At 68.4% G+C, this 21,328-nt stretch carries 22 protein-coding genes and 1 riboswitch; of the genes, 18 read left to right on the forward strand and 4 right to left on the reverse strand.

Annotated elements, in window-relative coordinates; genetic code table 11:
* Positions 1-613: TonB-dependent receptor (locus CAP40_RS05945; RefSeq protein WP_179187939.1), on the reverse strand; the 613-nt coding region annotated here is incomplete at its 3' end.
* Between the two features lie 401 nt (positions 614-1,014).
* Entirely contained in the window at positions 1,015-1,290 is a 276-nt protein-coding gene (locus CAP40_RS05950) for a hypothetical protein (protein ID WP_144034246.1), read from the reverse strand.
* A gap of 229 nt (positions 1,291-1,519) precedes the next feature.
* On the opposite strand from CAP40_RS05950, the gene CAP40_RS05955 reads away from it, so the two are divergent.
* Both CAP40_RS05955 and CAP40_RS05960 read left to right on the forward strand, forming a co-directional pair.
* Positions 1,520-2,044 (forward strand): alpha/beta hydrolase, encoded by a 525-nt coding sequence (locus CAP40_RS05955; RefSeq protein WP_086128492.1) that lies wholly within the window; start codon positions 1,520-1,522, stop codon positions 2,042-2,044.
* A 62-nt stretch (positions 2,045-2,106) separates the two neighbouring features.
* Positions 2,107-2,289: riboswitch (yybP-ykoY riboswitch) on the forward strand.
* Between the two features lie 12 nt (positions 2,290-2,301).
* Complete coding sequence (locus tag CAP40_RS05960; RefSeq protein WP_086128493.1) at positions 2,302-2,871, forward strand: TMEM165/GDT1 family protein; 570 nt, start codon at positions 2,302-2,304, stop codon at positions 2,869-2,871.
* Between the two features lie 3 nt (positions 2,872-2,874).
* Here the strand turns inward: CAP40_RS05960 and CAP40_RS05965 are convergent, their stop codons facing one another.
* A complete protein-coding gene (locus CAP40_RS05965; protein WP_086128494.1) occupies positions 2,875-3,498 on the reverse strand; it encodes a response regulator transcription factor in 624 nt (207 codons plus the stop codon).
* 368 nt (positions 3,499-3,866) lie between these two features.
* On the opposite strand from CAP40_RS05965, the gene CAP40_RS05970 reads away from it, so the two are divergent.
* From CAP40_RS05970 to CAP40_RS06040, 15 genes are all read left to right on the forward strand, one after another.
* A complete protein-coding gene (locus CAP40_RS05970) occupies positions 3,867-4,478 on the forward strand; it encodes a TetR/AcrR family transcriptional regulator (protein WP_086128495.1) in 612 nt (203 codons plus the stop codon).
* 487 nt (positions 4,479-4,965) lie between these two features.
* Complete coding sequence (locus CAP40_RS05975) at positions 4,966-5,355, forward strand: hypothetical protein (protein ID WP_086128496.1); 390 nt, start codon at positions 4,966-4,968, stop codon at positions 5,353-5,355.
* A complete protein-coding gene (locus CAP40_RS05980; RefSeq protein ID WP_086128497.1) occupies positions 5,352-6,626 on the forward strand; it encodes an efflux RND transporter periplasmic adaptor subunit in 1,275 nt (424 codons plus the stop codon). Before CAP40_RS05975 ends, CAP40_RS05980 begins: the two co-directional genes overlap by 4 nt.
* Positions 6,627-6,705: 79 nt before the next feature.
* Positions 6,706-9,900: an efflux RND transporter permease subunit gene (locus CAP40_RS05985; protein ID WP_086128498.1), complete on the forward strand. Its 3,195-nt coding sequence runs from the start codon at positions 6,706-6,708 to the stop codon at positions 9,898-9,900.
* A 53-nt stretch (positions 9,901-9,953) separates the two neighbouring features.
* Positions 9,954-11,354, forward strand: coding sequence for an efflux transporter outer membrane subunit (locus CAP40_RS05990; protein ID WP_086128499.1), 1,401 nt, complete (start codon positions 9,954-9,956; stop codon positions 11,352-11,354).
* Positions 11,355-11,423: 69 nt separating this feature from the next.
* Positions 11,424-11,810: an OsmC family protein gene (locus tag CAP40_RS05995; protein WP_086128500.1), complete on the forward strand. Its 387-nt coding sequence runs from the start codon at positions 11,424-11,426 to the stop codon at positions 11,808-11,810.
* 57 nt (positions 11,811-11,867) lie between these two features.
* The gene (locus CAP40_RS06000; RefSeq protein WP_086128501.1) at positions 11,868-12,593 is read left to right on the forward strand and encodes a response regulator; all 726 of its coding nucleotides are present in this window, start codon (positions 11,868-11,870) and stop codon (positions 12,591-12,593) included.
* Positions 12,590-13,924: a cell wall metabolism sensor histidine kinase WalK gene (locus tag CAP40_RS06005; RefSeq protein WP_256924046.1), complete on the forward strand. Its 1,335-nt coding sequence runs from the start codon at positions 12,590-12,592 to the stop codon at positions 13,922-13,924. Before CAP40_RS06000 ends, CAP40_RS06005 begins: the two co-directional genes overlap by 4 nt.
* Positions 13,925-14,014: 90 nt before the next feature.
* Positions 14,015-15,379 (forward strand): arylsulfotransferase family protein, encoded by a 1,365-nt coding sequence (locus CAP40_RS06010; RefSeq protein ID WP_086128502.1) that lies wholly within the window; start codon positions 14,015-14,017, stop codon positions 15,377-15,379.
* Positions 15,370-15,576 (forward strand): hypothetical protein, encoded by a 207-nt coding sequence (locus CAP40_RS06015; RefSeq protein ID WP_086128503.1) that lies wholly within the window; start codon positions 15,370-15,372, stop codon positions 15,574-15,576. The genes CAP40_RS06010 and CAP40_RS06015 overlap by 10 nt, the downstream gene beginning before the upstream one ends.
* On the forward strand, positions 15,573-15,947 hold the full coding sequence (locus tag CAP40_RS06020; RefSeq protein ID WP_086128504.1) for a hypothetical protein: 375 nt from the start codon (positions 15,573-15,575) through the stop codon (positions 15,945-15,947). The genes CAP40_RS06015 and CAP40_RS06020 overlap by 4 nt, the downstream gene beginning before the upstream one ends.
* Entirely contained in the window at positions 15,931-16,956 is a 1,026-nt protein-coding gene (locus tag CAP40_RS06025; RefSeq protein WP_086128505.1) for a sulfotransferase, read from the forward strand. Before CAP40_RS06020 ends, CAP40_RS06025 begins: the two co-directional genes overlap by 17 nt.
* A gap of 128 nt (positions 16,957-17,084) precedes the next feature.
* The gene (locus tag CAP40_RS06030) at positions 17,085-18,101 is read left to right on the forward strand and encodes an SMP-30/gluconolactonase/LRE family protein (protein WP_086128506.1); all 1,017 of its coding nucleotides are present in this window, start codon (positions 17,085-17,087) and stop codon (positions 18,099-18,101) included.
* A 78-nt stretch (positions 18,102-18,179) separates the two neighbouring features.
* Entirely contained in the window at positions 18,180-18,923 is a 744-nt protein-coding gene (locus CAP40_RS06035) for an NUDIX domain-containing protein (protein ID WP_086128507.1), read from the forward strand.
* Positions 18,920-19,654 (forward strand): extensin family protein, encoded by a 735-nt coding sequence (locus CAP40_RS06040; protein WP_373384855.1) that lies wholly within the window; start codon positions 18,920-18,922, stop codon positions 19,652-19,654. The genes CAP40_RS06035 and CAP40_RS06040 overlap by 4 nt, the downstream gene beginning before the upstream one ends.
* Before the next feature lie 44 nt (positions 19,655-19,698).
* On the opposite strand, the gene CAP40_RS06045 is transcribed toward CAP40_RS06040, so the two are convergent.
* The gene (locus CAP40_RS06045) at positions 19,699-20,250 is read right to left on the reverse strand and encodes a hypothetical protein (RefSeq protein WP_086128509.1); all 552 of its coding nucleotides are present in this window, start codon (positions 20,248-20,250) and stop codon (positions 19,699-19,701) included.
* Positions 20,251-20,671: 421 nt separating this feature from the next.
* On the opposite strand from CAP40_RS06045, the gene CAP40_RS06050 reads away from it, so the two are divergent.
* On the forward strand, positions 20,672-21,238 hold the full coding sequence (locus CAP40_RS06050; protein WP_086128510.1) for a CHAP domain-containing protein: 567 nt from the start codon (positions 20,672-20,674) through the stop codon (positions 21,236-21,238).
* The last annotated feature ends 90 nt before the right edge of the window (positions 21,239-21,328 follow it).

The raw sequence follows: 21,328 nt of genomic DNA on the forward strand, positions 1-21,328 counted from the left end.
CGTGCAGGCCCTTGATCTCCTTCTTGGTGATGACGTTGATCACGCCGGCCACCGCGTCGGCGCCATAGGTCGACGAGGCGCCGTCCTTCAGCACGTCGATGCGCTCGATGATCGCGCTGGGGATGGTGTTCAGGTCGACGAAGTTGCGCTGGCCGTCGTCCGCCAGCGGATAGGGCGCCATGCGCAGGCCGTCGAAGATGGTGAGCGTCGCCTGGACGGTGAGGCCGCGCAGCGAGATCGCGCTCGCGCCCGCCGCGAAATTGCCGCCCGCATTCCAGCCCTGGGTGATCGTGCCGGCATTGCCGGCCGACAGGCGCTGCAGCGCTTCGGTGACGGTATTGAGGCCGCGCTGCTCCAGCGTCTCGGCCGAAAGCACGGTGACCGGCGACGGCGTTTCCGTGTCGGTGCGCCGGATCAGCGAGCCGGTGACGACGATCTGGTCGCCCGGTGCTTCCTGGGCAGCCGGTGCGGCCGCGGGAGCAGCCGTGCCCTGTGCGGATGCCGCCGCCGGGGCGGCTTCCTGTGCGATCGCCGGCGTGGCGATCAGCATGACGCCGCAAAGCGCCGTCGAGTCCCGCAACAGCCGGGTGATGGTCCTGGTTCGATTTATCATTGTCAGCCCTTTTGCTTGTGGCCGCGGCGGCAGCCTGTGCTCAGGCTGCTCGCGTGGCGGACCACTCCCTCTTTCGCTCGCGCGGCGGGGCTGCATCGCGCTCTGGCCATTTCGCTTGGGAAATTTCGCCGACCCGATCGTCCAGGATGTCGCCCGGCAGCCCGCCCGCTCGCTGCGCCGCCTTCACGATTGAAGCACGGGCGCAGGGGGCACGCTGCGGGGAGCGGGGGGCAGCTTCCTCCGTTAAGCGACCGAGGCGGCGCCTATTGCGACGAAGCCGGATCGATCGCGCGCGGGGCTGACGAACGAAAAGCCGGCGGGGTCGCCGCCGGCTTCGGAGTTGCTGGTAGGAAATGATCCGGGCCCGGCCAGAGGGAAGCGGCCGGACCAGAAGAGGGTGGTCAGGCCGGCTTGGCGCCTGCCGTGCCGCACTTCACGAACTTGCCCTTGGCGTCCTTGCAGTGAGTCGCCTTGGCGGGCGCGGGCGCAGGCTTGGCAGCCGTGGCCGCGGGCTTGGCCGCCGGCTTGGCTGCGGGCTTGGCGGGTGTAGCCGCGGGCTTGGTGGGGCACTTCATGAACTTGCCATGCGCGTCGCGGCACGGCGCTGCTGCGATCGAAGGCGTCGCCGCGGCGAGCATGGCGAGCGAGGCTCCGGCGATCATCAACTTCCTGAACATTGGCACTCTCCTGCTTGTGGAGAGGCGAGACTGCACCCGCCCGGGTGGCCGACAGTTCTCCGCAAGATGAACTTTCTGCAATATTCGGACACGGGAGAGTCACAGAGCGGCCGACTATTTCGGCGCGCCGGGAAAACATCCTGGCGCAGGGGTGATTGCATAGTGGTGGAGTAGGAATAGGCTGACGACTCGTTGAGCGTGCCTTCCCGCCCCGCTGGGAGATAAGCGAATGCCCGAGAATGGCCTCTTCGATCCGTCGCTTCCGACACTGACCATCTATGATCGTGCCGATCGTCCCGCCCGCAGCCTGCTCGCGCATGCCGGGCAGATCATCGAGCTCGGCGGGGGCGGGCGCAACCTGTGGGCCGCGCGGCTCGACGAGGCGGTGCGCCTGACGGAACGCCCGGTGATCCTGGTCGCGCACGGCATCGGCTGTTTCGCGGTGACCTGGTGGGCGCGGCTCTCGCCGGCTTCCTATGTCGAGAAGGTCGCCGGCGCGGTGTTCGTCCGGCCGCTGGGATCGGCGGTGACCGCCTCGCCCGAGCAGCTCTTCGCCGGGCCTCGCCTGCGCATCGCCTTTCCTTCGATCCTGGCGGATACCGGGGCCGATGCCGCGGCGCTGGCACGCGACTGGGGCAGCCGTTTCCTCGATTCGACGCCGGTGCGCTCGATCGGCGACCTGCTCGCGTCGCTGCGCAGCGAACCGGATGCAGTGCCCGCGGTCGAGAATCCGCTGCTCTGCCTGGCGGGCTGAACCACAAAGCGCTGGATTTTCACGGGCGCCTGCCCTAGGCCGGGCAGGTGCTGCCCCGGCAGCAACTCGCTATTTGGGGAGTAGCCAGCCGCGCCGTCGCGCGGGCTCCCGCGTCAACATACTTGGCCGAGAGGCCATGGCGCGGGAGGGACGGGTCACCGTTCGGGCGAGACCAATGGCGTCGCATCTCCGCTCTTGCCGGGCGGGGAGATGCGATGTCGTTGGATTTCGTCTCCGTCCGGCCCGGAGTATGTCCCTTGGAAGCCCTGCTCAGTTCCACCGCGCTCGTCGCGCTCGCCGAGATCGGCGACAAGACCCAGCTGCTCGCCATCCTGCTCGCCACGCGCTTCAAGAAGCCGGTGCCGATCATCCTCGGCATCCTGGTCGCGACCCTGGCCAATCATTTCCTTGCCGCCCTGGTTGGCTCGGAAGCCGCCGCGCTGCTCCAGGGCGCCTGGTTCCGCTACCTGATCGCCGCTTCGTTCATCGCCATGGGGCTGTGGACGCTGATCCCCGACAAGATCGACGATATCGAGGACAGGCCGGCCCGCTTCGGCGCCTTCCTCACCACCGCCATTGCCTTTTTCCTGGTCGAGATGGGCGACAAGACCCAGCTCGCCACGGTGGCGCTGGGCGCGAAGTTCCATAATGTCTGGGCGGTCACCGCCGGCACCACGCTGGGCATGATGCTGGCCAATGTGCCGGCGGTGTTCCTTGGCAACGCACTGCTCAAGCGCGTGCCGCTGCGGCTGGTGCACGGTATCGCCGCGGTGCTGTTCATCGCCGCGGGTATCCTGATGCTGGGCGAGACCGCCGGCTGGTTCTGACGCCTATGGGCGCTGGATCTCGCCCATCTCGGCGGTGAAGGTGACGCGCAGCGCTTCGGAGAGGCTGCGCGCACCGAGCTTCTGCATCAGATTGGCGCGGTGCACTTCCACCGTGCGCGGCGAGATGCCGAGATCATAGGCGATGGTCTTGTTGGGAAAGCCGGCCGCGAGCCCGTCCAGCACTTCGCGCTCGCGCGCGGAGAGGTTGGCGAGCTGGGTGCGGGCCGCGTCGGTGCGCGAGGCGCCGTTCGATTCGCGCATGCGCTCAAAGGCCTTGTCGATCGCGTTCAGCAGGCGATCGGCCTCGAACGGCTTTTCGAGGAAGTCGACCGCGCCCCCGCGCATCGCCTTCACCGCGATCGCCACGTCGCCATGCCCGGTGAGCACGATCACCGGCATGGCGGCGCCGCGCTCGTTGAGCAGCTGCTGGACTTGCAGCCCGTCGATTTCGGGCATGCGGATGTCGAGCAGGACGCAGCCCGGCTCGACGGTGCGCAGCTCGCGGAGGAACGCTGCGCCCGACGGCCAGAGGCGCACGGCATAGCCCGTGGTCCGCAGCATGAACCCGATCGAGTTCCGGACGCTGTCCTCATCGTCGATGATGTGCACCAGACGCTGGCCGTCCATCTAAATTACTCCATTTTGGTGCAAACGGAACGAAGCGAATAAATGAAGGGTGTGGCCCATGCGCGACGGTTGTCGCGGACGATGCGATGCCATTGCCGTCCAAATGCTGCCGAAGCGCCCCGCGATCTTCTCGTTTGTCAGTTCGGCAGGTCCGCACGAAGGCCCGTGGCACGCATCGGCAACTTGCAGGGCGGGCGCCATATGTTTCCGCCAACTGGTGAGTCGAGTGGATTCAACCATGGGAAGCGCGTAATCCCACCGACCGGCAAGTTCACACCCGTGAAAATACAGTGGTTAACCGGGGTGGAATGCGGAGGCGCCGCAAGGCATTGGACTTTTGGGTCCATCAACATTATGTACCGGTCATTATGGAAATCACCGCCTGTGCCGTCGCCAAGGGGCGCCCCCGCGAATTCGACACCGACTCGGCGTTGACCGCGGCGCTGCGCGTCTTCTGGAGCAAGGGCTATGAAGGCGCTTCGCTGAGCGATCTCACCGAGGCGATGGGCATCACCCGGCCGAGCCTCTATGCGGCGTTCGGCAACAAGGAAGCGCTCTTCAAGAAGACGCTGGATCTCTATCAGCGCGAGAAGCTCGACTATATGGGCAAGGCGCTGGATGCGCCGACCGCGCGCGGCGTCGCCGAGCGGCTGCTGATCGGCGCGCTCGAGATGCAGATGAGCTCGTGCGACCCCAAGGGCTGCATGGGCGTGATCAACTCGGTGGCCTGTGGAGCCGAGGCGGAGTCTATCCGTGCCGAGGTGCTGAAGCGCGGCGCGATCGTGAAGCAGGGGCTGATCGATCGGTTCGAGCGTGCCAAGGACGAAGGCGATCTGCCCGCCGATACCGACGTGATCGGGCTCACCGCCTATCTCACCGCGCTGCTGCAGGGCATTGCGCTCCAGGCGGGTGGCGGCACTTCGTGCGTCGACCTCAAGGCACTGATCGACACCAGCCTGGCCTGCTGGCCGAGCAGGTAGGCTGTTCAATTCCTCCCCCAGCTTGCTGGGGGAGGGGGACCACTGCGCCGCAATGGTGGAGGGGCCGCCGTCGAAGACGGCGGTTTCACCGCCGCCTCTCCACCACCGCCTTTGGCGGCGGTCCCCTCCCCGAGGCAAGCTCGGGGAGGAATTTGAGGGGCCCGGAAAGTTTTTTCTCACCCATCTCGACAAAAAAGTACCGGCCGGTATAAAAATGCCCTTGACGCAACGCAGCACGATTTCTATACCAGTCAGTATAGAATGAGGGAAGCTGCCGAAGCGACGACAAGGGGCCGATGCCCCGGGCCATCACTCCAGCAGCGCAGAATTTAGACAGGACCGGGACGGTGCGCCGCAGACATGTGCGTCTGCGCGAAAGCCTCGTCTCGTGCCGGTTGGGGATGACCGGAAATGCAGGCGGAAACCGTTCCGCGTGGCACGGGGAGGCTTTTGCCTTCCGCCGGGCAACAAGCAGGAGGAGACGATCATGGCCTATCTCAACTTCGCCGCGCTCCAGGGCAGCCCGATCGCGGTGCCTGCCGATGTCCTCCCGGTCAGCGGCCTTTCCGCGCTCGAATGGCAAGTCGTCGCGATCGCGCAGCACGACCGGCTGGCATCGCTGGAGAAGCCCGGCCGCCTCTCGGTGGCGCTGGGCATGATCTTCGGGGGCGAGGTGCCCAATCCGAAACTCGCGGACCAGAAACTCGAGGCGCTGCGCCGCATGTCGGTGCTCGCCTGGCACAAGGGCTATGCCGTGCCGCGCCACGAGATCCGCGCCTTCCACGAAGCGGGCTTCACGCCCGAGCAATATGAAACGCTGCTCGCCTCGATCAGTCGCGGCCGGGCAGCCCTGAATCAGGGGAAGCGATTCCAATGAACATGATCACGCGCATCGAATCCGAGACGGGCGACAACAAGCCGGGCGTCTCGGAGCGCCTCCGCCGCATGCCGTTGTGGCAGCGCGGCAGCCTCGTCGCGCTGCCGGTGGTGCTGGTTGCCGCCGGGCTCAGCGTCGCCAGCAAGGACGCGCCCGCCGCGATGGCCGCGCCGCCGCCGCCGGTGGTGACGGTCGCCACGCCGCTGGTCCGCGACGTCAACGAATGGGACGATTATGTCGGCCGCTTCGAGCCGAGCCGCGCGGTCGAGGTGCGCCCGCGCGTCTCGGGCGCGATCACTGGCGTCCACTTCACCGACGGCGCGATCGTGCAGAAGGGCCAGCTGCTCTTCACCATCGACCAGCGTCCCTTTGCCGCCGCGCTCGCGGAGGCGCGTGCCGGGCTGGCCAGCGCCGAGAGCGATCTCGCGCTCGCGCGTTCCGACCTGGGTCGCGCCGAGCGGCTGGTGTCGGTCGAGGCGGTGTCGAAGAGCGATGTCGAACGGCTCCAGGCCCGGGTTCGCGCCGCCGGTGCGTCGGTGTCCGCGGCGCAGGCGCGGGTGCGCAGCCGCGCGCTCGACATGGAGTTCACCCAGGTCCGCGCGCCGATCGCCGGCCGCATCTCGGACCGCCGCGTCGATCCGGGCAACCTGGTCGCGGCGGGCGAGGGGCAGGGCGGTTCGCTGCTGACCACGATCAACGCGCTCGACCCGATCTACTTCACCTTCGACGGTTCGGAGGCGCTGTTCCTCAAGACCAAGCGGGCGAAGGAAACGGGCGCCCAGGAGTCGCCGGTGGAGATCCGCCTGCAGGACGAGACCGACTATAAGTGGAAGGGCAAGCTCGACTTCACCGACAACGGCCTCGATCCCAAGTCGGGCACGATCCGCGGGCGCGCGGTGCTGAGCAATCCGGGCATGTTCCTGACGCCCGGCATGTTCGGCAACATGCGCCTATCGGCCGGCGGCACCACCCAGGCGCTGATGGTGCCCGATACCGCGATCCAGACCGATCAGGCGCGCAAGCTCGTGCTCACCGTCGGCAAGGACGGCACCGTCGCGCCGAAGCCGGTGACGCTCGGCCCGGTGGTCGACGGCCTGCGCATCGTCCGCTCGGGCCTGACCGCCCAGGACAAGGTGGTGATCTCGGGCACGCAGTTCGCGGCTCCGGGCGGCAAGGTGAACCCGAAGCCCGGCAAGATCGCGCCGACCGCAACCAGTCAGGCGCCGGCCCTCACGGCGCCGGTGACGGGCGAAGCAACCTTCGCCCGTTGACCGTCAGCCGCCGGATCTCCCCAGGGTCCGGCGGCTGACACTTTCTTCGTTTCAGACCTCTTTTTCGAGGAGTGGCCCCATGCGCCTCTCGCGGTTCTTCATCACGCGCCCGATCTTCGCGGCCGTCATCGCGGTCGTGATCACGATCATCGGTGCGATCGCCTATCTCGCGCTGCCGATTTCCCAATATCCCGACATCGTCCCGCCGACGGTGACGGTCACCGCCTCCTATCCCGGCGCCTCGGCCGAGACCGTCGCCGAGACGGTCGCCGCGCCGATCGAGCAGGAGATCAACGGCGTCGACGACATGCTCTACCAGTCGTCGCAATCGACCGGCGACGGCAACGTCACCATCACCGTCACGTTCAAGTCGGGGACCAACCTCGATTCGGCGCAGGTGCTGGTGCAGAACCGCGTCGCGGTCGCGATCCCGCGCCTGCCCGAGGAAGTGCAGCGCCTGGGCGTCGTGACGCGCAAGACCACGCCGGACTTCCTGCTGGTGGTGAACCTGATCTCGCCGGACAATTCCGTCGATCGCGAATATATCTCCAACTATGCGCTGACCCAGGTGAAGGACCGCCTGGCGCGCGTGGAAGGCGTGGGCGACGTGCGCATGTTCGGCGCGCGCGACTATGCGATGCGCGTGTGGATCGATCCGGGCCGCGCCGCCGCGCTCAACCTGACCGCGGGCGACATCGTCCAGGCGCTGCGCGCGCAGAACGTCCAGGTCGCCGCGGGCACGCTCGGCCAGCCGGGCTCGACGCCGACGGGCAATGCCTTCCAGCTCAACATCGAGACGCAGGGCCGCCTGAAGGACCCGGCGCAGTTCGGCCAGGTGGTGATCCGCACCGATGCCGATGGGCACCAGGTGCGCGTGAGCGACGTGGCGCGCGTCGAGCTGGGCGCGGCGGACTATTCGTCCAACACCTATCTCTCCAACAAGCCGACCGTGATCCTCGCCGTGTTCCAGCGTCCGGGCTCGAACGCCCTCGCCGCTGCCAATGCGGTGCAGGACCAGCTCAAGGCGATGTCCAAGAACTTCCCCAAGGGCCTGGAATATCGCGTCATCTACAACCCGACCGAGTTCATCTCGCAGTCGATCGACGCGGTCTATCACACGCTGGGCGAAGCGATCCTGCTCGTCGTGCTCGTCGTCATCGTCTTCCTCCAGAAATGGCGCGCGGCGATCATCCCGGTGCTGGCCATCCCGGTCTCGCTGATCGGCACGATGGCGGTGCTGTTGCCGCTCGGCTATTCGCTCAACAACCTCTCGCTGTTCGGCCTCGTCCTCGCCATCGGCATCGTCGTCGACGACGCGATCGTTGTGGTGGAGAATGTCGAGCGCAACCTGGCGCGCGGCATGACCCCGCTCCAGGCGGCGCGCACTTCGATGGACGAAGTGTCCGGCGCGCTCGTCGCGATCGTGCTGGTGCTGCTCGCGGTGTTCCTGCCGACCTTGTTCCTCAACGGTTTGTCGGGCGCCTTCTACAAGCAGTTCGCCGTGACGATCTCGGCCGCGACCGCGATCTCGCTGCTCGTCTCGCTCACTTTGTCGCCCGCCATGGCGGCGCTGCTGCTGCAGCATCACGAAGGCGAGCCCAAGGGGCCGATCGGCCGGATCGTGCGCCGCGGCGCCGATGCGTTCAACAACGGCTTCGAGCGGATGAGCGTCGGCTATGCCAAGCTCACTCGCGTGCTGGTCACCCGGCCGAAGCGGATGATGCTCACCTATGTCGGCCTGATCGCCGCGACGATCGGGATGTTCTGGGTCACGCCGGTGGGGTTCATCCCGCAGCAGGACCAGGGTTACTTCCTCACCGTCATCCAGTTGCCGCCGGGCTCGTCGCTCGAGCGGACGGACGAAGTGATGCGCAAGGTCGTCGCCCGCATCCTGCCGATCAAGGGCGTGAAGGGATCGGTGATGCTCGCCGGTTTCGACGGCCCGTCGCAGACGCTCGCCCCGAATTCGGCCGCCGCCTATGTGCCCTTGCTCTCCTTCGACGAGCGCAAGAAGCTCGGCGTCACCTTTGACGGGATCATGAACGAGGCGCGCCAGCGCACCGCCGACATCAACGAGGCGATGCTGCTCGTCGTCCCGCCGCCCGTCATCCAGGGCATCGGCTCGGCCGGCGGCTATCGGATGATGATCGAGGACCGCGCCGAGCATGGCTATGACGAACTGGGCAAGACCGCGTTCGGGCTGATCGGCCAGGCCAACCAGACTCCGGGGCTGAAGCAGATCTACACCTTCTTCAACACGGCCACCCCGCGCGTCTTCGCCGATATCGACCGGCGCAAGGCGGACATGCTCGGCGTGCCGCCGGAGCGGGTGTTCGAGGCGCTGAACGTCTATCTCGGCTCGGCCTTCGTGAACGACTTCAACATGCTCGGCCGCACCTATCGCGTGACCGCGCAGGCCGATGCGCCGTTCCGGGCGACCGAGGCGGACATCGCCAACCTGAAGACCCGTTCGAACTCGGGCGCGATGGTGCCGATCGGTTCGGTCTCGACCTTCGAGAACAAGACCGGCCCGTATCGCGTGACGCGCTACAACCTGTTCCCGGCAGTGGAAGTCGATGGCGATACCGCCCCCGGCTACAGCTCGGGCGCGTCGCTCGACACGATGGAGAAGCTCGCGAGCAGCTTGCCTCCGGGCTATGGTGCCGAATGGACCGGCATCGCCTTCCAGCAGAAGATGGCCGGCAGCACGGCCGGGCTGGTCTTCGCGCTGGCGGTGGTGTTCGTCTTCCTGGTGCTGGCGGCGCAATATGAAAGCCTGACGATGCCGCTGGCGATCATCCTGATCGTGCCGATGTGTCTGCTCGCGGCCATGGCCGGCGTGAATCTGCGGGGCATGGACAACAATGTGCTCACGCAGATCGGCCTCGTGGTGCTGATTGCACTGGCGGCTAAAAACGCGATCCTCGTGGTCGAGTTCGCCCACCAGGCGGAGGTGCAGGACGGGCTGTCGCCGGTGGAGGCCGCGGTGCGTGCCGCGCGCGACCGCCTGCGGCCGATCCTGATGACGTCGTTCGCCTTCATCCTCGGCGCCGTGCCGCTGCTGATCGCGAGCGGGGCGGGTGCGGAGCTCCGCCAGGCGCTGGGCACCGCGGTGTTCTTCGGGATGATGGGCGTGACGGCGTTCGGCCTGCTCTTCACGCCGACCTTCTACGTCGTCTGCCGGGCGCTGGGCGATCGCATCGCGAAGATGCGCGGCAACCGCAAGGCGCAGGACGAAGGCGGCCACGAGCCGGCGCTGCAGCCCGCCGAGTGAAACCCTGCCGCCGCTCCGGGCCGGTCCCGGAGCGGCGGGAAGGAGGAAATGAAATGACCTACCGTATCTTCCTCGCAACCGCCTCGGCCCTGGCGCTCGCCGCCTGCGCCGCCGGTCCGAACTATGTCGCGCCGACGCCGCCCCAGACCGCGGCCGGCAACTTCGTCGCGGCCAATCCGGCAGTGACCGCCGCGCCCGTGCAGGGCGACTGGTGGCGGCTCTACAATGATCCGGTGCTCGACCAGCTCGTCGCCGACGCGCTGGCCGCCAACACCGATATCCGCGTCGCCGTGGCGCGGATCGAGAAGGCCCGCGCGGTGCTGCGCGGCGCCAAGGCCAACCAGCTGCCCCAGGCCAGCCTGAGCGCCGGCGCCAATTACGGGCGCCTGCCCGCTGCCCAGCGCCTGCCCGGCGCGCCGCGCGAGGACTGGCAGGTCGATGCCGGGCTGAGCGTCAGCTACGAGGCCGACCTGTTCGGCCGTCTCAGCCGCGGCACCGAGGCGGCGCGCGGCGATGTCGGCGCGGCCGAGGCGGATGCGGATGCGGTCCGCGTGATCGTCGCTGCCGAGACCGCGCGCGCCTATGCCGATGCGGCGTCGTCCGCCGAGCGGCTGGGGGTGGCCGAGCATATCGTCAAGCTGCTCGACCAGTCGATCGACCTGACCGAGCGCCGCCGCGGCGTGGGCCTGGCCACCCGGCTCGACACTGCCCGGATCGGCGCGCTCCGCAACCAGCGCCAGGCCGAGGTGCCGGCGCTCCAGGCCGCGCGCGATGCCGCGCTGTTCCGCCTCGCCACGCTCACGGGCCGCACGCCGGCCGACCTGCCGGCGGTGGCGGGCGCGCGCAGCGCGACGCTGCGTCTCGGCCAGCCGATCCCGGTCGGCGACGGCGCCGCGCTGCTGGCGCGCCGGCCGGACATCCGCGCCGCCGAGCGCCGCCTGGCCGCCGCCACTGCGCGGATCGGCGTGGCGACCGCGGACCTCTATCCGCGGATCACGCTCGGCGTTTCGGGCGGTTCGACCGGCACCGATTTCGGCGACGTGTTCGGCGCGGGCCCGCTGCGCTGGCTTCTTGGCGGGCTGATCAACTGGGCGGTCAACCCCGGCCCGGCGCGCGCGCGCGTCGCCGGGGCGGAGGCGGACAGCAAGGCCGCGCTCGCCACGTTCGACGGCACGGTGCTGAACGCACTGCAGGAGACCGAGACGGCGCTCTCCGCCTATGGCCATGCGCTCGGCCGGCGCACCGCGCTCCAGGCGGCGCGCAACGAGGCCGAGGCGGCAGTCAACATCGCCCGCGCCCGCCAGCGCGAGGGCGATATCGATTCGCTCGCCCTGCTCGATGCCGAACGCACCTTCGCCGATGCCGAGGCGGACCTGGCACAGGCCGACGCCTTTATCGCCGAGACGCAGGTGGACCTGTTCCGCGCGCTGGGCGGCGGCTGGCAGAAGAGCTGAGGATCTCCTCCCGTCATCCTCGCTCGCGCGGGGATGACGGGAAGAACATCCCGTCCTAATCTTGCCCGCATGACTCATTCCATCGCCAAGATCGGGCGCGCCGCGCCCTATGCCACGGACATCAGCTTCGGAAAGCGCGGCCTTGTCGCCGACGAGCCCGAGGCGCGGGGTGGGGGCGATGCCGGGCCGGCGCCCTATGAGCTGCTGCTGGGCAGCCTGGGCGCATGCACGGCGATCACGCTGCGCATGTATGCCGAGCGCAAGGCGTGGCCGGTGGAGAATATCGAGGTCGCCCTGTTCCTTCACGGCCAGGGCGAGACGCTCAATATCGAGCGCATCCTGACGATCACCGGCACCGATGCCGAGCAGAATGCCCGCCTCGCCGAAATCGCCGAAAAGACGCCGGTAACGCTCACTTTGAAGCGGGGAGTCCCGATCGCGACCAGGCTCGGGTGAATCTTGTTACAAATTCGCGCAACACCCTAGACGCATTTTGTCGTAGAAGCTGAAATCATGCTTGCTACCGTGACTTCCCAGGACGATTCGGCGACCCTGCTCGTCGTGGACGATGACCGCGACATCCGCATGCTGCTGGCGAACAGCCTCGGTTCGCGCGGCTACAAGGTGGAGACTGCGTCCAGCACGCGCGACATGGATCAGATCCTCGCGCGCACGCCGGTCGATCTCGTGATCCTGGACATCATGATGCCGGGCGAGGACGGGCTTTCCGCCTGCCGCCGCATCGCGCGCGCCGATGGGCCGGAGATCATCTTCCTGAGCGCCCTTGGCGAGGAGCAGGATCGCATCCTGGGCCTCGAGGTCGGCGCCGGCCATTATCTGCCCAAGCCGTGCAGCCCGCGCGAGATCCTTGCCACGGTGCGCGCGGCGCTGCGCAAGCGCGGCGCGATCGCCACGAACGAGAGCGGCGACGTCTATGTCTTCGAGGGCTGGCGCATCGATCTCGGCAGCCACGAGCTGTTCGATCCGAATGGCGTGCTGGTCGGCCTCACCGATGGCGAGTTCGCGGTGCTGCGCGTGTTCATCGAGCGTCCGCGCCGCGTGCTGAGCCGCGAGGCGCTGCTCGCCGCGGCCCGTGGCCCGGATTCGGATGCCTATGACCGTGCGATCGACGTGCAGGTGAGCCGCCTGCGCCGCAAGCTGCGCTCGGGCGGCGACGAGATCATCCGCACGGTGCGCAACGAAGGCTATCTGTTCGTGCCAAAGGTGGTTCGCGCGTGAAGCAGCGGCGCGGGGGGGCGGGTTCCCCGTTGTTCCTGCGCGTCTTCGTCCTGATGGTCGCCTGCGTGGCGATAACCCAGCTGATGAATCTCGGCCTGCTGATCGCGGTGCAGACGCCGTCGACCAAGGTCTACAGCGTCGGGCAGATCGCGAATGCGATGCGCGGCATCGGCGATCCGGACAGCGATTTCCGGATATCCCACCCGGCATTCATCGAGGCGACTGCCTGGAATCCCCGGAGCGAGCGCATCGAACTCGCCCTGGCCAAGGCGCTGCAAGTGCCGGTGGAGCGGGTGCGGATCAGCTTCCCCACGCCGTTCATGCAGCGCGAGAAGATCTATGATCGCGCCAGCGTGCCGCGCGCCGTCCCGCCGGCCAGCGACCAGGCGGCGCGGGCCGTGGTGATCATCGGCGATTTCTCCGCCGCGTTCCGCAAGGACGACGGGCAGTGGACCCTGATCGATTCGAACCACAGCTTCGAGCCATGGCGCCTGTTCGTGCTGTGGTGGCTGATCCTGTCCGCGGCGGCGGTCGCGCCCTTTGCCTGGGCGCTCGCCCACCGTATCGCCAAGCCGATCGGCGCCTTTGCCGAAGCCGCCGAGCGGCTCGGCCGCGATCCCCGGGCCGCGCCGATCGCGATCGAAGGGCCGACGGAAATCGCCGATGCCGCGGCGGCGTTCAACCGGATGCAGGCCCGGCTCAATCGCTATGTCGATGACCGTGCCACCGTGGTCGGCGCGGTGGCGCATGACCTGCGCACGCCGCTGATGCGCCTCGGACTGCGGCTGGAGGCGGCGCCCGACGCGCTGCGCCAGGCCTGCGAAGGCGATATCCGCGACATGGAGGCGATGATCTCCGCGACGCTGAGCTATCTGCGCGACACGACCAAGCAGGGCGTGCGCAAGCCGCTCGACCTGCGCTCGCTAGCCGAGACGGTGACCGACGACATGAGCGATCGCGGCGCGCCGGTGACGCTTGCGCCGGGCGACCCGGTGGTGGTCGAGGGCAATTCGCCGGCGCTCAAGGCGATGCTCAACAATCTCGTCACCAATGCGCTCAAATATGCCGGGAGCGCCGAAGTCTCGCTGGTCGAGGCTGACGGCCAGGCGCTGATCGAGGTGTGCGACGACGGGCCCGGCGTGCCGCCGGAAGACCTGGATCGCGTGTTCGAGCCCTTCTTCCGCGGCGAACGTTCGCGCAACCGCGATACCGGCGGGATCGGCCTGGGCCTGGCCAGCGCCCGCGCGGTGGCGCGCGCGCATGGCGGGGACCTCATCCTCCGCAACCGGAAAGAGGGCGGTCTTTCCGCGCTGGTGACCTTGCCCGTCTAACACGGCCACAAAGCGGAAACGCGCCAGCGACGTACCGAAATCCCGCCGACACCCGCGCCGCCGAACCACGTGCCCGAGCGGGGAGGGCGAATGGGTCGGGATCAGCAAGTTCGGGTCGAAGCGGAAAGCGGCGCATTGGAGCGCCTGCTTGCCCGGCCCGTGCCGCTGTGGAGCCTGGTCCTGACGCTGCTGTTCGTTCCGCTCGCGGCGATGGCCACGGGCGCGATCGTCGACGGGTGGGAGAAGTCGGGCACGGTCGGCCGCGTCGCGATCACGCTGGCGCGCGTGCCGGACACGATCCAGCACCTGTTCCGCAGCAACGCGCCCTATTTCCACGGCGCCTATGAGAAGCTGCCGGGCGGCTTCTCCCGCGATCCGGGGTTCGTCGATGCCGGCTATGCGCTGATCTCGCCCTTCGAACCCCGCCGCAAGCGATCGGTGGTGCAGCTCGTTCGCCTCGCGGACGGCGCGGTGGTGCGCGAGTTCGTGCCCGATGTCGACGCGGCCAATGCCCGCTCGCGCTTCGCTTCCGCGCTCACCGACGTGCATCGCGACAAGAATGCCGCGCGCAACCGGCTGATGCACCCGCTGCTGCTCGCCGATGGCAGCCTGGTGCTGCACGACAGCTCGCCGCTTGCCCGCTACGACGCGTGCGGCAAGCTGCTCTGGTCGCTGGACGGCATCTTCAGCCATTCCACCGAACTGGGCCCGGACGGCGATCTCTGGGTGCCCTATCGCTATCCGGTGCCGCGCGAGCCGGGGGTAAGGGCCGATTTCTGGGACGATGCGGTGGCGCGGGTCTCGCCCGAGGGGAAGCTGCGCAACGTCGACCGCATCGCCGACATCCTCGAGCGCAACGGGCTGGCCAAGCTGTGGCGCGGCCGGCCCTATGTGCAGGATCCCTTCCATCTCAACGACATCCAGCCGGCGATGGCGGACGGCCGTTTCTGGAAGAAGGGGGACCTGTTCCTCAGCATCCGCAACCTCTCGCTGATCGCGCTCTACCGGCCGGCCACCGGCGAGATCCTGTGGTGGAAGATCGGCCCGTGGCGCTTCCAGCACGATGTCAGCATCCTCGACGATCACCGCATTTCGGTGTTCGATAACAACACCCTGATGGGCTATCCCGACGAGCGCGTGAACGGGCACAACCGCCTACTCGTCCATGACCTGTCCAGCGGCGAGACCAGCTCGCCCTGGGATCGGGGCTTCGCCGCCAACCGGATCGCCACCCGCGCCCAGGGCCGGGGCACCCCGCTCGCCAATGGCGATGCGATGATCGAGGAGACCGAGCAGGGGCGCCTCGTCCGCATGTCGCCCCAGGGCGCGGTGCGCTGGCGCTACATCTCCGCCGATTCCGCCGAGCGGCGCATGGCCCTTTCCTGGGCGCGCTATCTCGATCCCACCACCGATGGCCCGGCCATTCAAGCTACGGTGAATGCCAAATGTTCGTGAAAATCCTTCGTTTCCTGTCGTTTGCCTTCGCCCTTTCGGCACCGCTCGCGGCCCAGGCCTATACCGGCCCAGGGCTGGGGCTGGGGGCGATCGGAGTCGCCTTCGGGCTGATCGGCTCGATCCTGCTCGCGATCGTCTCGGTGGTCTGGTACCCGATCAAGCGGCTGGTCCGCCGCATCCGCGGGCGTGCCCGGTGATCCTGTTCTTCCTCGCCGTCGTCGCGATGCTCGAACTGGCTCGCGCCCTGCCGCTGATCCCGGCCTTTCGCGAGCTCGCCGCCTGTGGGCAGCATGCCATGCGGCTGCTCGCCCGCCGGGGCGTTTCCGAATGGGGCAAGGAACGGGCGCTCCGGATACTTTCGGGCCGCATGTTCGTGCGGGCGATGCGTGCCGGCGGATTGCTGTTCGCCGCCGCCGCCCCGCTGCTGGTGGTGCTGGCATTGGACGCCAACTGGCCGGAGATCGCGGCCTTCCGGACGGACTGGGCGACAAGGCTGGCACTGATGCCCTTCACGCTCGGTTATGCCGTGCTGCGCTGGCAGGTGATCCCGCGTGTACAGCGGGGCTGACAAGCTCCTCCACCGCATCGCCCTGGGTTCGCCCGCCCTGCTCGAAGCGACCTTCGACATCGAGCGCGCCACCCACCGCAAGCGGATAGCGGCGGTGCCCGTCCGGCGCCCGGTGTTCATCGCCGGACTGGCGCGCGCGGGCACGTCGATCCTCACCCGGCTGCTCCACCAGGGCGGCAGCTTCGCCGCGCCGTCCTATCGCGACCTTCCGTTTCCGCTTGCGCCGAACAGCTGGGCCAGGCTGGGCGGCAAGCGGCATGTCGAGGCGAGCGAGCGCGGCCATGGCGACGGATTGACCCATGATCTCGACAGCCCCGAGGCGATCGAGGAGATCTTCTGGCGCACGCGCGAGGGGAGCCGCTATCTGCGGCGCGACGGCCTGGCCCCGGTCGCGCCCCAGGCGGACACGCTCGCTGCCTTTCGCGACTATGTGCGCCTGGTGCTCCTCTGCCATGGCGGCACTCGCTATCTATCGAAGAACAATAACAATATCCTGCGCCTCGAAGGGCTCGCCACCAGCTTTCCCGACGCCCTTCTGGTCCATCCGTTCCGCGATCCCCTGCAGCAGGCGCTGTCCTTGCTGTCGCAGCATCGCCGGGCGGCCATGCTGGCGCAGGAGGACCCGTTCCGCCGCCGTTTCATGACCTGGCTCGGCCATCACGAGTTCGGCGCGGATCACCGGCCCTTCCTGTTCGACGGCGCACCCGGCCGCGACGAGGACGCGAGCCGCGTCGATTACTGGCTGAAGCTGTGGGACAGCGTGCACCAGGCGCTGCTTTCGGCACCGGCCCGGGTGCAGGAGCGCCAGCTGTTCCTCGACTATGATGCGTTGTGCGCCAGCCCGCGCCATTATGCGCCCCGGCTCGCGGTGCTGGTCGAGGCGCCGATCGACGCTGCCGCGCTGCGCCCGCCCGATCCTCGCCAGGCCGAAGCCGATCCGGCATTGCTGGCAAGGGCGGCGGAGACGCATGCGGCGCTTCGTGCCTGTTTCCGCGCGCGCTTCGATTGACCGGGTGATTCCGGCATCCCGCCGCGCAGTTCGGGCGCGGAAGGATTGCGCGACAGGCGGCGGGCCGGGACGATATACCGCTCGGTGCGCCGGGGCCGGGCGATCCCGCGGGCAGGACGGAGAAGAGAATGACCGATACGACACGGCGCGCGGTTCTGGCCGGCATGGCGGCGCTGCCCGTGGCGCCCGGGGTGGCGCTGGGCGAGAGGATCGGGGGCATCACGCGCCTCGATCCGGCGCTCGACGCGCTCATCGACACGGCCAGCCCGATCGAGGTGATCGCCACCGGCTTCAAATGGGCCGAGGGGCCGGTATGGGTGAAGCGGGGCGGCTATCTGCTCTTCTCTGACGTGCCGGCGAACATCGCGTATCGCTGGCGTGCAGGGGAGGGCGCCAGGCCGTTCCTGAACCCCTCGGGCCTGGCCGGGCCGATCCCGGCGGGCGTGCGCGAGGCCGGGTCGAACGGGATGGTGCTCGATGCCCGGGGCGACTTGCTGATGGCCGATTCGGGTACGCGCGCCATCGCGCGGGTACATTTGGCGACCCGGCGGAAGACGATCGTCGCCGCCGCATTCGAGGGCAGGAAGTTCAACAGCTGCAACGACCTGGCGATCGGGCCGGGCGGGAGCATCTATTTCACCGATCCGCCCTATGGCCTGGCCGAGGGCGATGCGTCGCCGCTCAAGCAGCTGGCGTTCAACGGCGTCTTTCGCGTCAATCCCGACGGCAGCGGCCTGCGCCTGATCGACAAGAGCCTGAAGCGGCCGAACGGCATCGCCGTCTCGCCGGGGCTCGACCGGCTCTATGTCAGCCAGTCCGATCCCGAGGATGCACGGATCTTCAGCTGCGAACTGGCGGCCGATGGTTCGGCGATGGGCGCGCTGGCGCCGTTCGTCGACTTCTCGGCGGAAGCGGCGCGCAAGCTGCCGGGCCTGCCCGACGGGATGAAGGTGGCGAAGAGCGGCCATCTGTTCGCCAGCGGTCCGGGCGGCATCCATGTGATCGCGCCCGACGGCAGGAAGCTGGGGCTGATCGCGACGGGCAAGGCGGCCGCGAACTGCTGTTTCGGCGAGGATGGGCGGACGCTGTTCGTCACTTCGTCCGACAGGGTGGCGAGGGTGCGGCTGAAGATGGCGGGGTGGTAGCGCGCCAGTTCCTCCGCCCGCTTGCCTCGGGGAGGAATGGGGTGTCCACCGCCCGCCGCACGGCCTAGACCCGGTCCCATGACCGACGAACAGGCGATTCCCGCCGCCACCGTGATCGTGATGCGCGAGGCCCGTGACGGGCCGCCCGAACTGCTGATGGTCGAGCGCGCGGCGGCGATGTCGTTCGCGGGCGGTGCGCTGGTCTTTCCCGGCGGCCGCGTCGATCCCGGCGATTTCGTCCTGGCCGGCCGCCATGCCGGCGATGTCGAGGAGAATGCCGCGCGCATCGCCGCGATCCGCGAGACGCTGGAGGAAGCGGGCGTCGCCATCGGCCTCGATCCCGCGGGAGACATGCCGGCGCTGCGCCAGCGCCTCTATGCCGGCGAGCCGATGGGCGATCTGCTCGACGAAGCCGGTGCCGCGCTCGCGCTGGACCGGCTGGTGCCTTTCGCGCGCTGGCTCCCCCGGGGCGTGCACCACAAGGTGTTCGACACGCGCTTCTACCTCGCCCGCGCGCCGGAAGGGGCCGAACCGCAGGTCGACGGCAACGAGAATGTCCGCGTCTTCTGGGCGAGCGCGCGCGCGGTGCTCGACGCCGCTGATCGGGGCGAGGCGCACATCATCTTCCCCACGCGCCGCAATCTCGACCGGCTGGCGCTGTTCGCACGCTACGAGGATGCGGTCGCCGATGCCCGCGCGTATCCGATCCGCACCGTCACGCCCTGGATCGAGGAACGCGACGGCGAACGCCACCTCTGCATTCCGGATGATCTTGGTTATCCGGTCACCGCCCAGCCCCTGGACCAGGCGATCCGCATGTGAGGCGTGTCCGCCGTGCCGTGATGGCGGCGATCCTGATCGCGGTGCTGCTCGGCGGAGCGTTTCTCACCTGGGCCGCGCTGCGCGACCGGCCGCAGGACCTGCCCTGGACCCGACTCGACCTGCGCCGGCCGATCGGCGTCTTCACCGGCCGCAAGCTCGCCGGGCTGGCGGGCGACTATGCCCAGTGCCGGGCGCTGCTGCGTGCCGCCGGGGTGCGCTACACGGCGCTGGCCAGGGTTGCCGGCGACGCGCCGCAATGCGGCTATGCGGACGGGGTGCGCTTCGCGCCCGGAGGATCGCGGGGGATCGCCTTCGTGCCGGCCGCCCCCGGCACCTCCTGCCCGGTCGCCGCGGCGCTGTCGCTCTGGGAATGGGAAGTCGTCCAGCCCGCCGCGCAGCGGCATTTCGGCGCGGCGGTGGCCCGGATCGAGCATCTCGGCAGCTATTCCTGCCGCCGCATGTACGGCCGCAGCGCCGGCGACTGGAGCGAGCATGCGACCGCCGATGCGATCGACATCGCCGCTTTCCGCCTGGCGGACGGGACGCGGATCGGCGTGGCGGAGGATTGGGGGGAAGGGGGCGAGAAGGCCGCCTTTCTGCGCGAAATACGCACCGGCGCCTGCAAGCTGTTCTCGACGGTGCTCTCGCCGGACTATAATGCGGCGCACCGCGACCATTTGCACCTCGACGAGGCGGAGCGGGGGGAATGGGGCTGGCGGACCTGCAGATGAACGCCGGTTCCTCCCCCCGGCTTCGAGGGGGAGGAAGGCGCGAATCAATGCGAGAGCGACGCCGTGTCGACCTTCTCCACCCAGGCCGGATAGAAGCTCGGCTGGCGGTTCGACCAGCCCGAGGCCGTGGCCGCGGCTTCGCTGATCGACTGGAGCAGCTTGCGGCGCAGGTCCGGATGCAGATGCGGCAACGCGGCCGCGGCGCAGAAGGCCGAGGGGAGCCACGGGCGCACTTCGGCGCCGATCAGCCGCTCGTAGAGGAAGCGGAAGCTCGAAAAGCTGGTCAGGCGGCCCTGGCTCAGGTCGAAGGCGGCGATGGCGACGAGCGGCGACATGAACGGCTCGATGGAGTCGAAGTCGCTGTCGTCGGGCATCAGCGCGCGCACTTCGTGGAGGCGCTCATAGACATGCGCCTGGGCGCGGATGCTGGCGGCCTCGACCACGTCGCGCGACCAGCGCGCCATCGCGTCGTCGCGGTCCAGCCCAATGTCGAGCGAGCGGCGCACATAGCGCTGCGTCGCCGCGCTGAAACCCGCGAATTCCTTCATTTCGGCCAGCGTCATCGCGCCTTCCGCCGGTTTCGCCCTTGCTCCCATGGTTCAATACTCCCGCCCAGATCGTGACCCTCCGAGACCGATACTGCGACAATATGGTTAACGAGCCGCTGAACCAGTCGTCGTCCCCTGTTCATTATAGGAAACCAACTGATTCCGCGGCGCAACATGCATGCGATGAACCGAAGTCCCGCTTGTGGAAAACTGCACATACTGATGGGGTTGCGGGGGCTAGCTGCCCATCCGGGGCGTATCCGGGTCCGGGTTAGCACCTAGGCCCTGCAGGCCGGCCCTGGCGCTTCGGCGGCGGGTTCGCGGGCGCGGTTCCCCGCAAATGGGCGCGAATCCGCAAGTCATCGACTCGTCGCAACGGTTCGTCCCATCGACCGGCCGCGGGCCTATACTTCCGTCCCATGATCTGGTCAGTCGCTGTTCATCAGACTGCTTCCTGACCGGGGGGTCCATGAATTTCCGTGTTTTCGCAGCGCGTTTCGCGCTGATGGTTGTTTGCACCCTGATGATGGTCGCCCCCCAGGCGGCTTCGGCCAAGGGCCGTACCTTCTGGCAGTGCGCGCCCTATGCCCGCGAAATCTCCGGAGTGAACATTCACGGGAATGCCTGGACCTGGTGGTCGCAGGCTGCCGGCCGCTACCAGCGCGGCGAGACCCCGAAGGTCGGTTCGGTGATGTCGTTCCAGCGCACCGCCCGCATGCCGCTCGGCCATGTCGCGATGGTCAGCCAGGTCGTCAGCGATCGTGAAGTGCTGCTCACCCATGCCAACTGGTCGCGCGCCGGCGGCATCGAGCGCAACGTCCGCGCCGTCGACGTCTCGCCCGAAGGCGACTGGAGCGAAGTGAAGGTGTGGTTCGCGCCGATGGGCGGCCTGGGCACCTCGGTCTATCCGGTCAACGGCTTCATCTATTCGGGCGGCGCGCCGCACGACTTCGACGACGACTTCAAGCCGTCGCTCGACCTCGACCTCAGCGACCTGATGGCGGAAGCGAAGAACGAGACGCCCGACGCGGGCTGATCGTTTCGCCAAGGTGGATATGGAAAGGCCCGGCATCGCCCGGGCCTTTTCGTATTTGCTCCCCTCCCTTCCAGGGAGGGGAATAGAAGG

The organism is Sphingomonas sp. IBVSS2 (genome assembly GCF_002127225.1).
Lineage (GTDB): Bacteria > Pseudomonadota > Alphaproteobacteria > Sphingomonadales > Sphingomonadaceae > Sphingomonas.

Coding starts and splice junctions, on each gene's coding strand:
- CAP40_RS05950 (WP_144034246.1), bottom strand. CDS start 1,290: ATGTTCAGGAAGTTGATGATCGCCGGAGCCTCGCTCGCCATGCTCGCC.
- CAP40_RS05955 (WP_086128492.1), top strand. CDS start 1,520: ATGCCCGAGAATGGCCTCTTCGATCCGTCGCTTCCGACACTGACCATC.
- CAP40_RS05965 (WP_086128494.1), bottom strand. CDS start 3,498: ATGGACGGCCAGCGTCTGGTGCACATCATCGACGATGAGGACAGCGTC.
- CAP40_RS05970 (WP_086128495.1), top strand. CDS start 3,867: ATGGAAATCACCGCCTGTGCCGTCGCCAAGGGGCGCCCCCGCGAATTC.
- CAP40_RS05975 (WP_086128496.1), top strand. CDS start 4,966: ATGGCCTATCTCAACTTCGCCGCGCTCCAGGGCAGCCCGATCGCGGTG.
- CAP40_RS05980 (WP_086128497.1), top strand. CDS start 5,352: ATGAACATGATCACGCGCATCGAATCCGAGACGGGCGACAACAAGCCG.
- CAP40_RS05985 (WP_086128498.1), top strand. CDS start 6,706: ATGCGCCTCTCGCGGTTCTTCATCACGCGCCCGATCTTCGCGGCCGTC.
- CAP40_RS05990 (WP_086128499.1), top strand. CDS start 9,954: ATGACCTACCGTATCTTCCTCGCAACCGCCTCGGCCCTGGCGCTCGCC.
- CAP40_RS05995 (WP_086128500.1), top strand. CDS start 11,424: ATGACTCATTCCATCGCCAAGATCGGGCGCGCCGCGCCCTATGCCACG.
- CAP40_RS06000 (WP_086128501.1), top strand. CDS start 11,868: ATGCTTGCTACCGTGACTTCCCAGGACGATTCGGCGACCCTGCTCGTC.
- CAP40_RS06010 (WP_086128502.1), top strand. CDS start 14,015: ATGGGTCGGGATCAGCAAGTTCGGGTCGAAGCGGAAAGCGGCGCATTG.
- CAP40_RS06015 (WP_086128503.1), top strand. CDS start 15,370: ATGTTCGTGAAAATCCTTCGTTTCCTGTCGTTTGCCTTCGCCCTTTCG.
- CAP40_RS06030 (WP_086128506.1), top strand. CDS start 17,085: ATGACCGATACGACACGGCGCGCGGTTCTGGCCGGCATGGCGGCGCTG.
- CAP40_RS06035 (WP_086128507.1), top strand. CDS start 18,180: ATGACCGACGAACAGGCGATTCCCGCCGCCACCGTGATCGTGATGCGC.
- CAP40_RS06045 (WP_086128509.1), bottom strand. CDS start 20,250: ATGGGAGCAAGGGCGAAACCGGCGGAAGGCGCGATGACGCTGGCCGAA.
- CAP40_RS06050 (WP_086128510.1), top strand. CDS start 20,672: ATGAATTTCCGTGTTTTCGCAGCGCGTTTCGCGCTGATGGTTGTTTGC.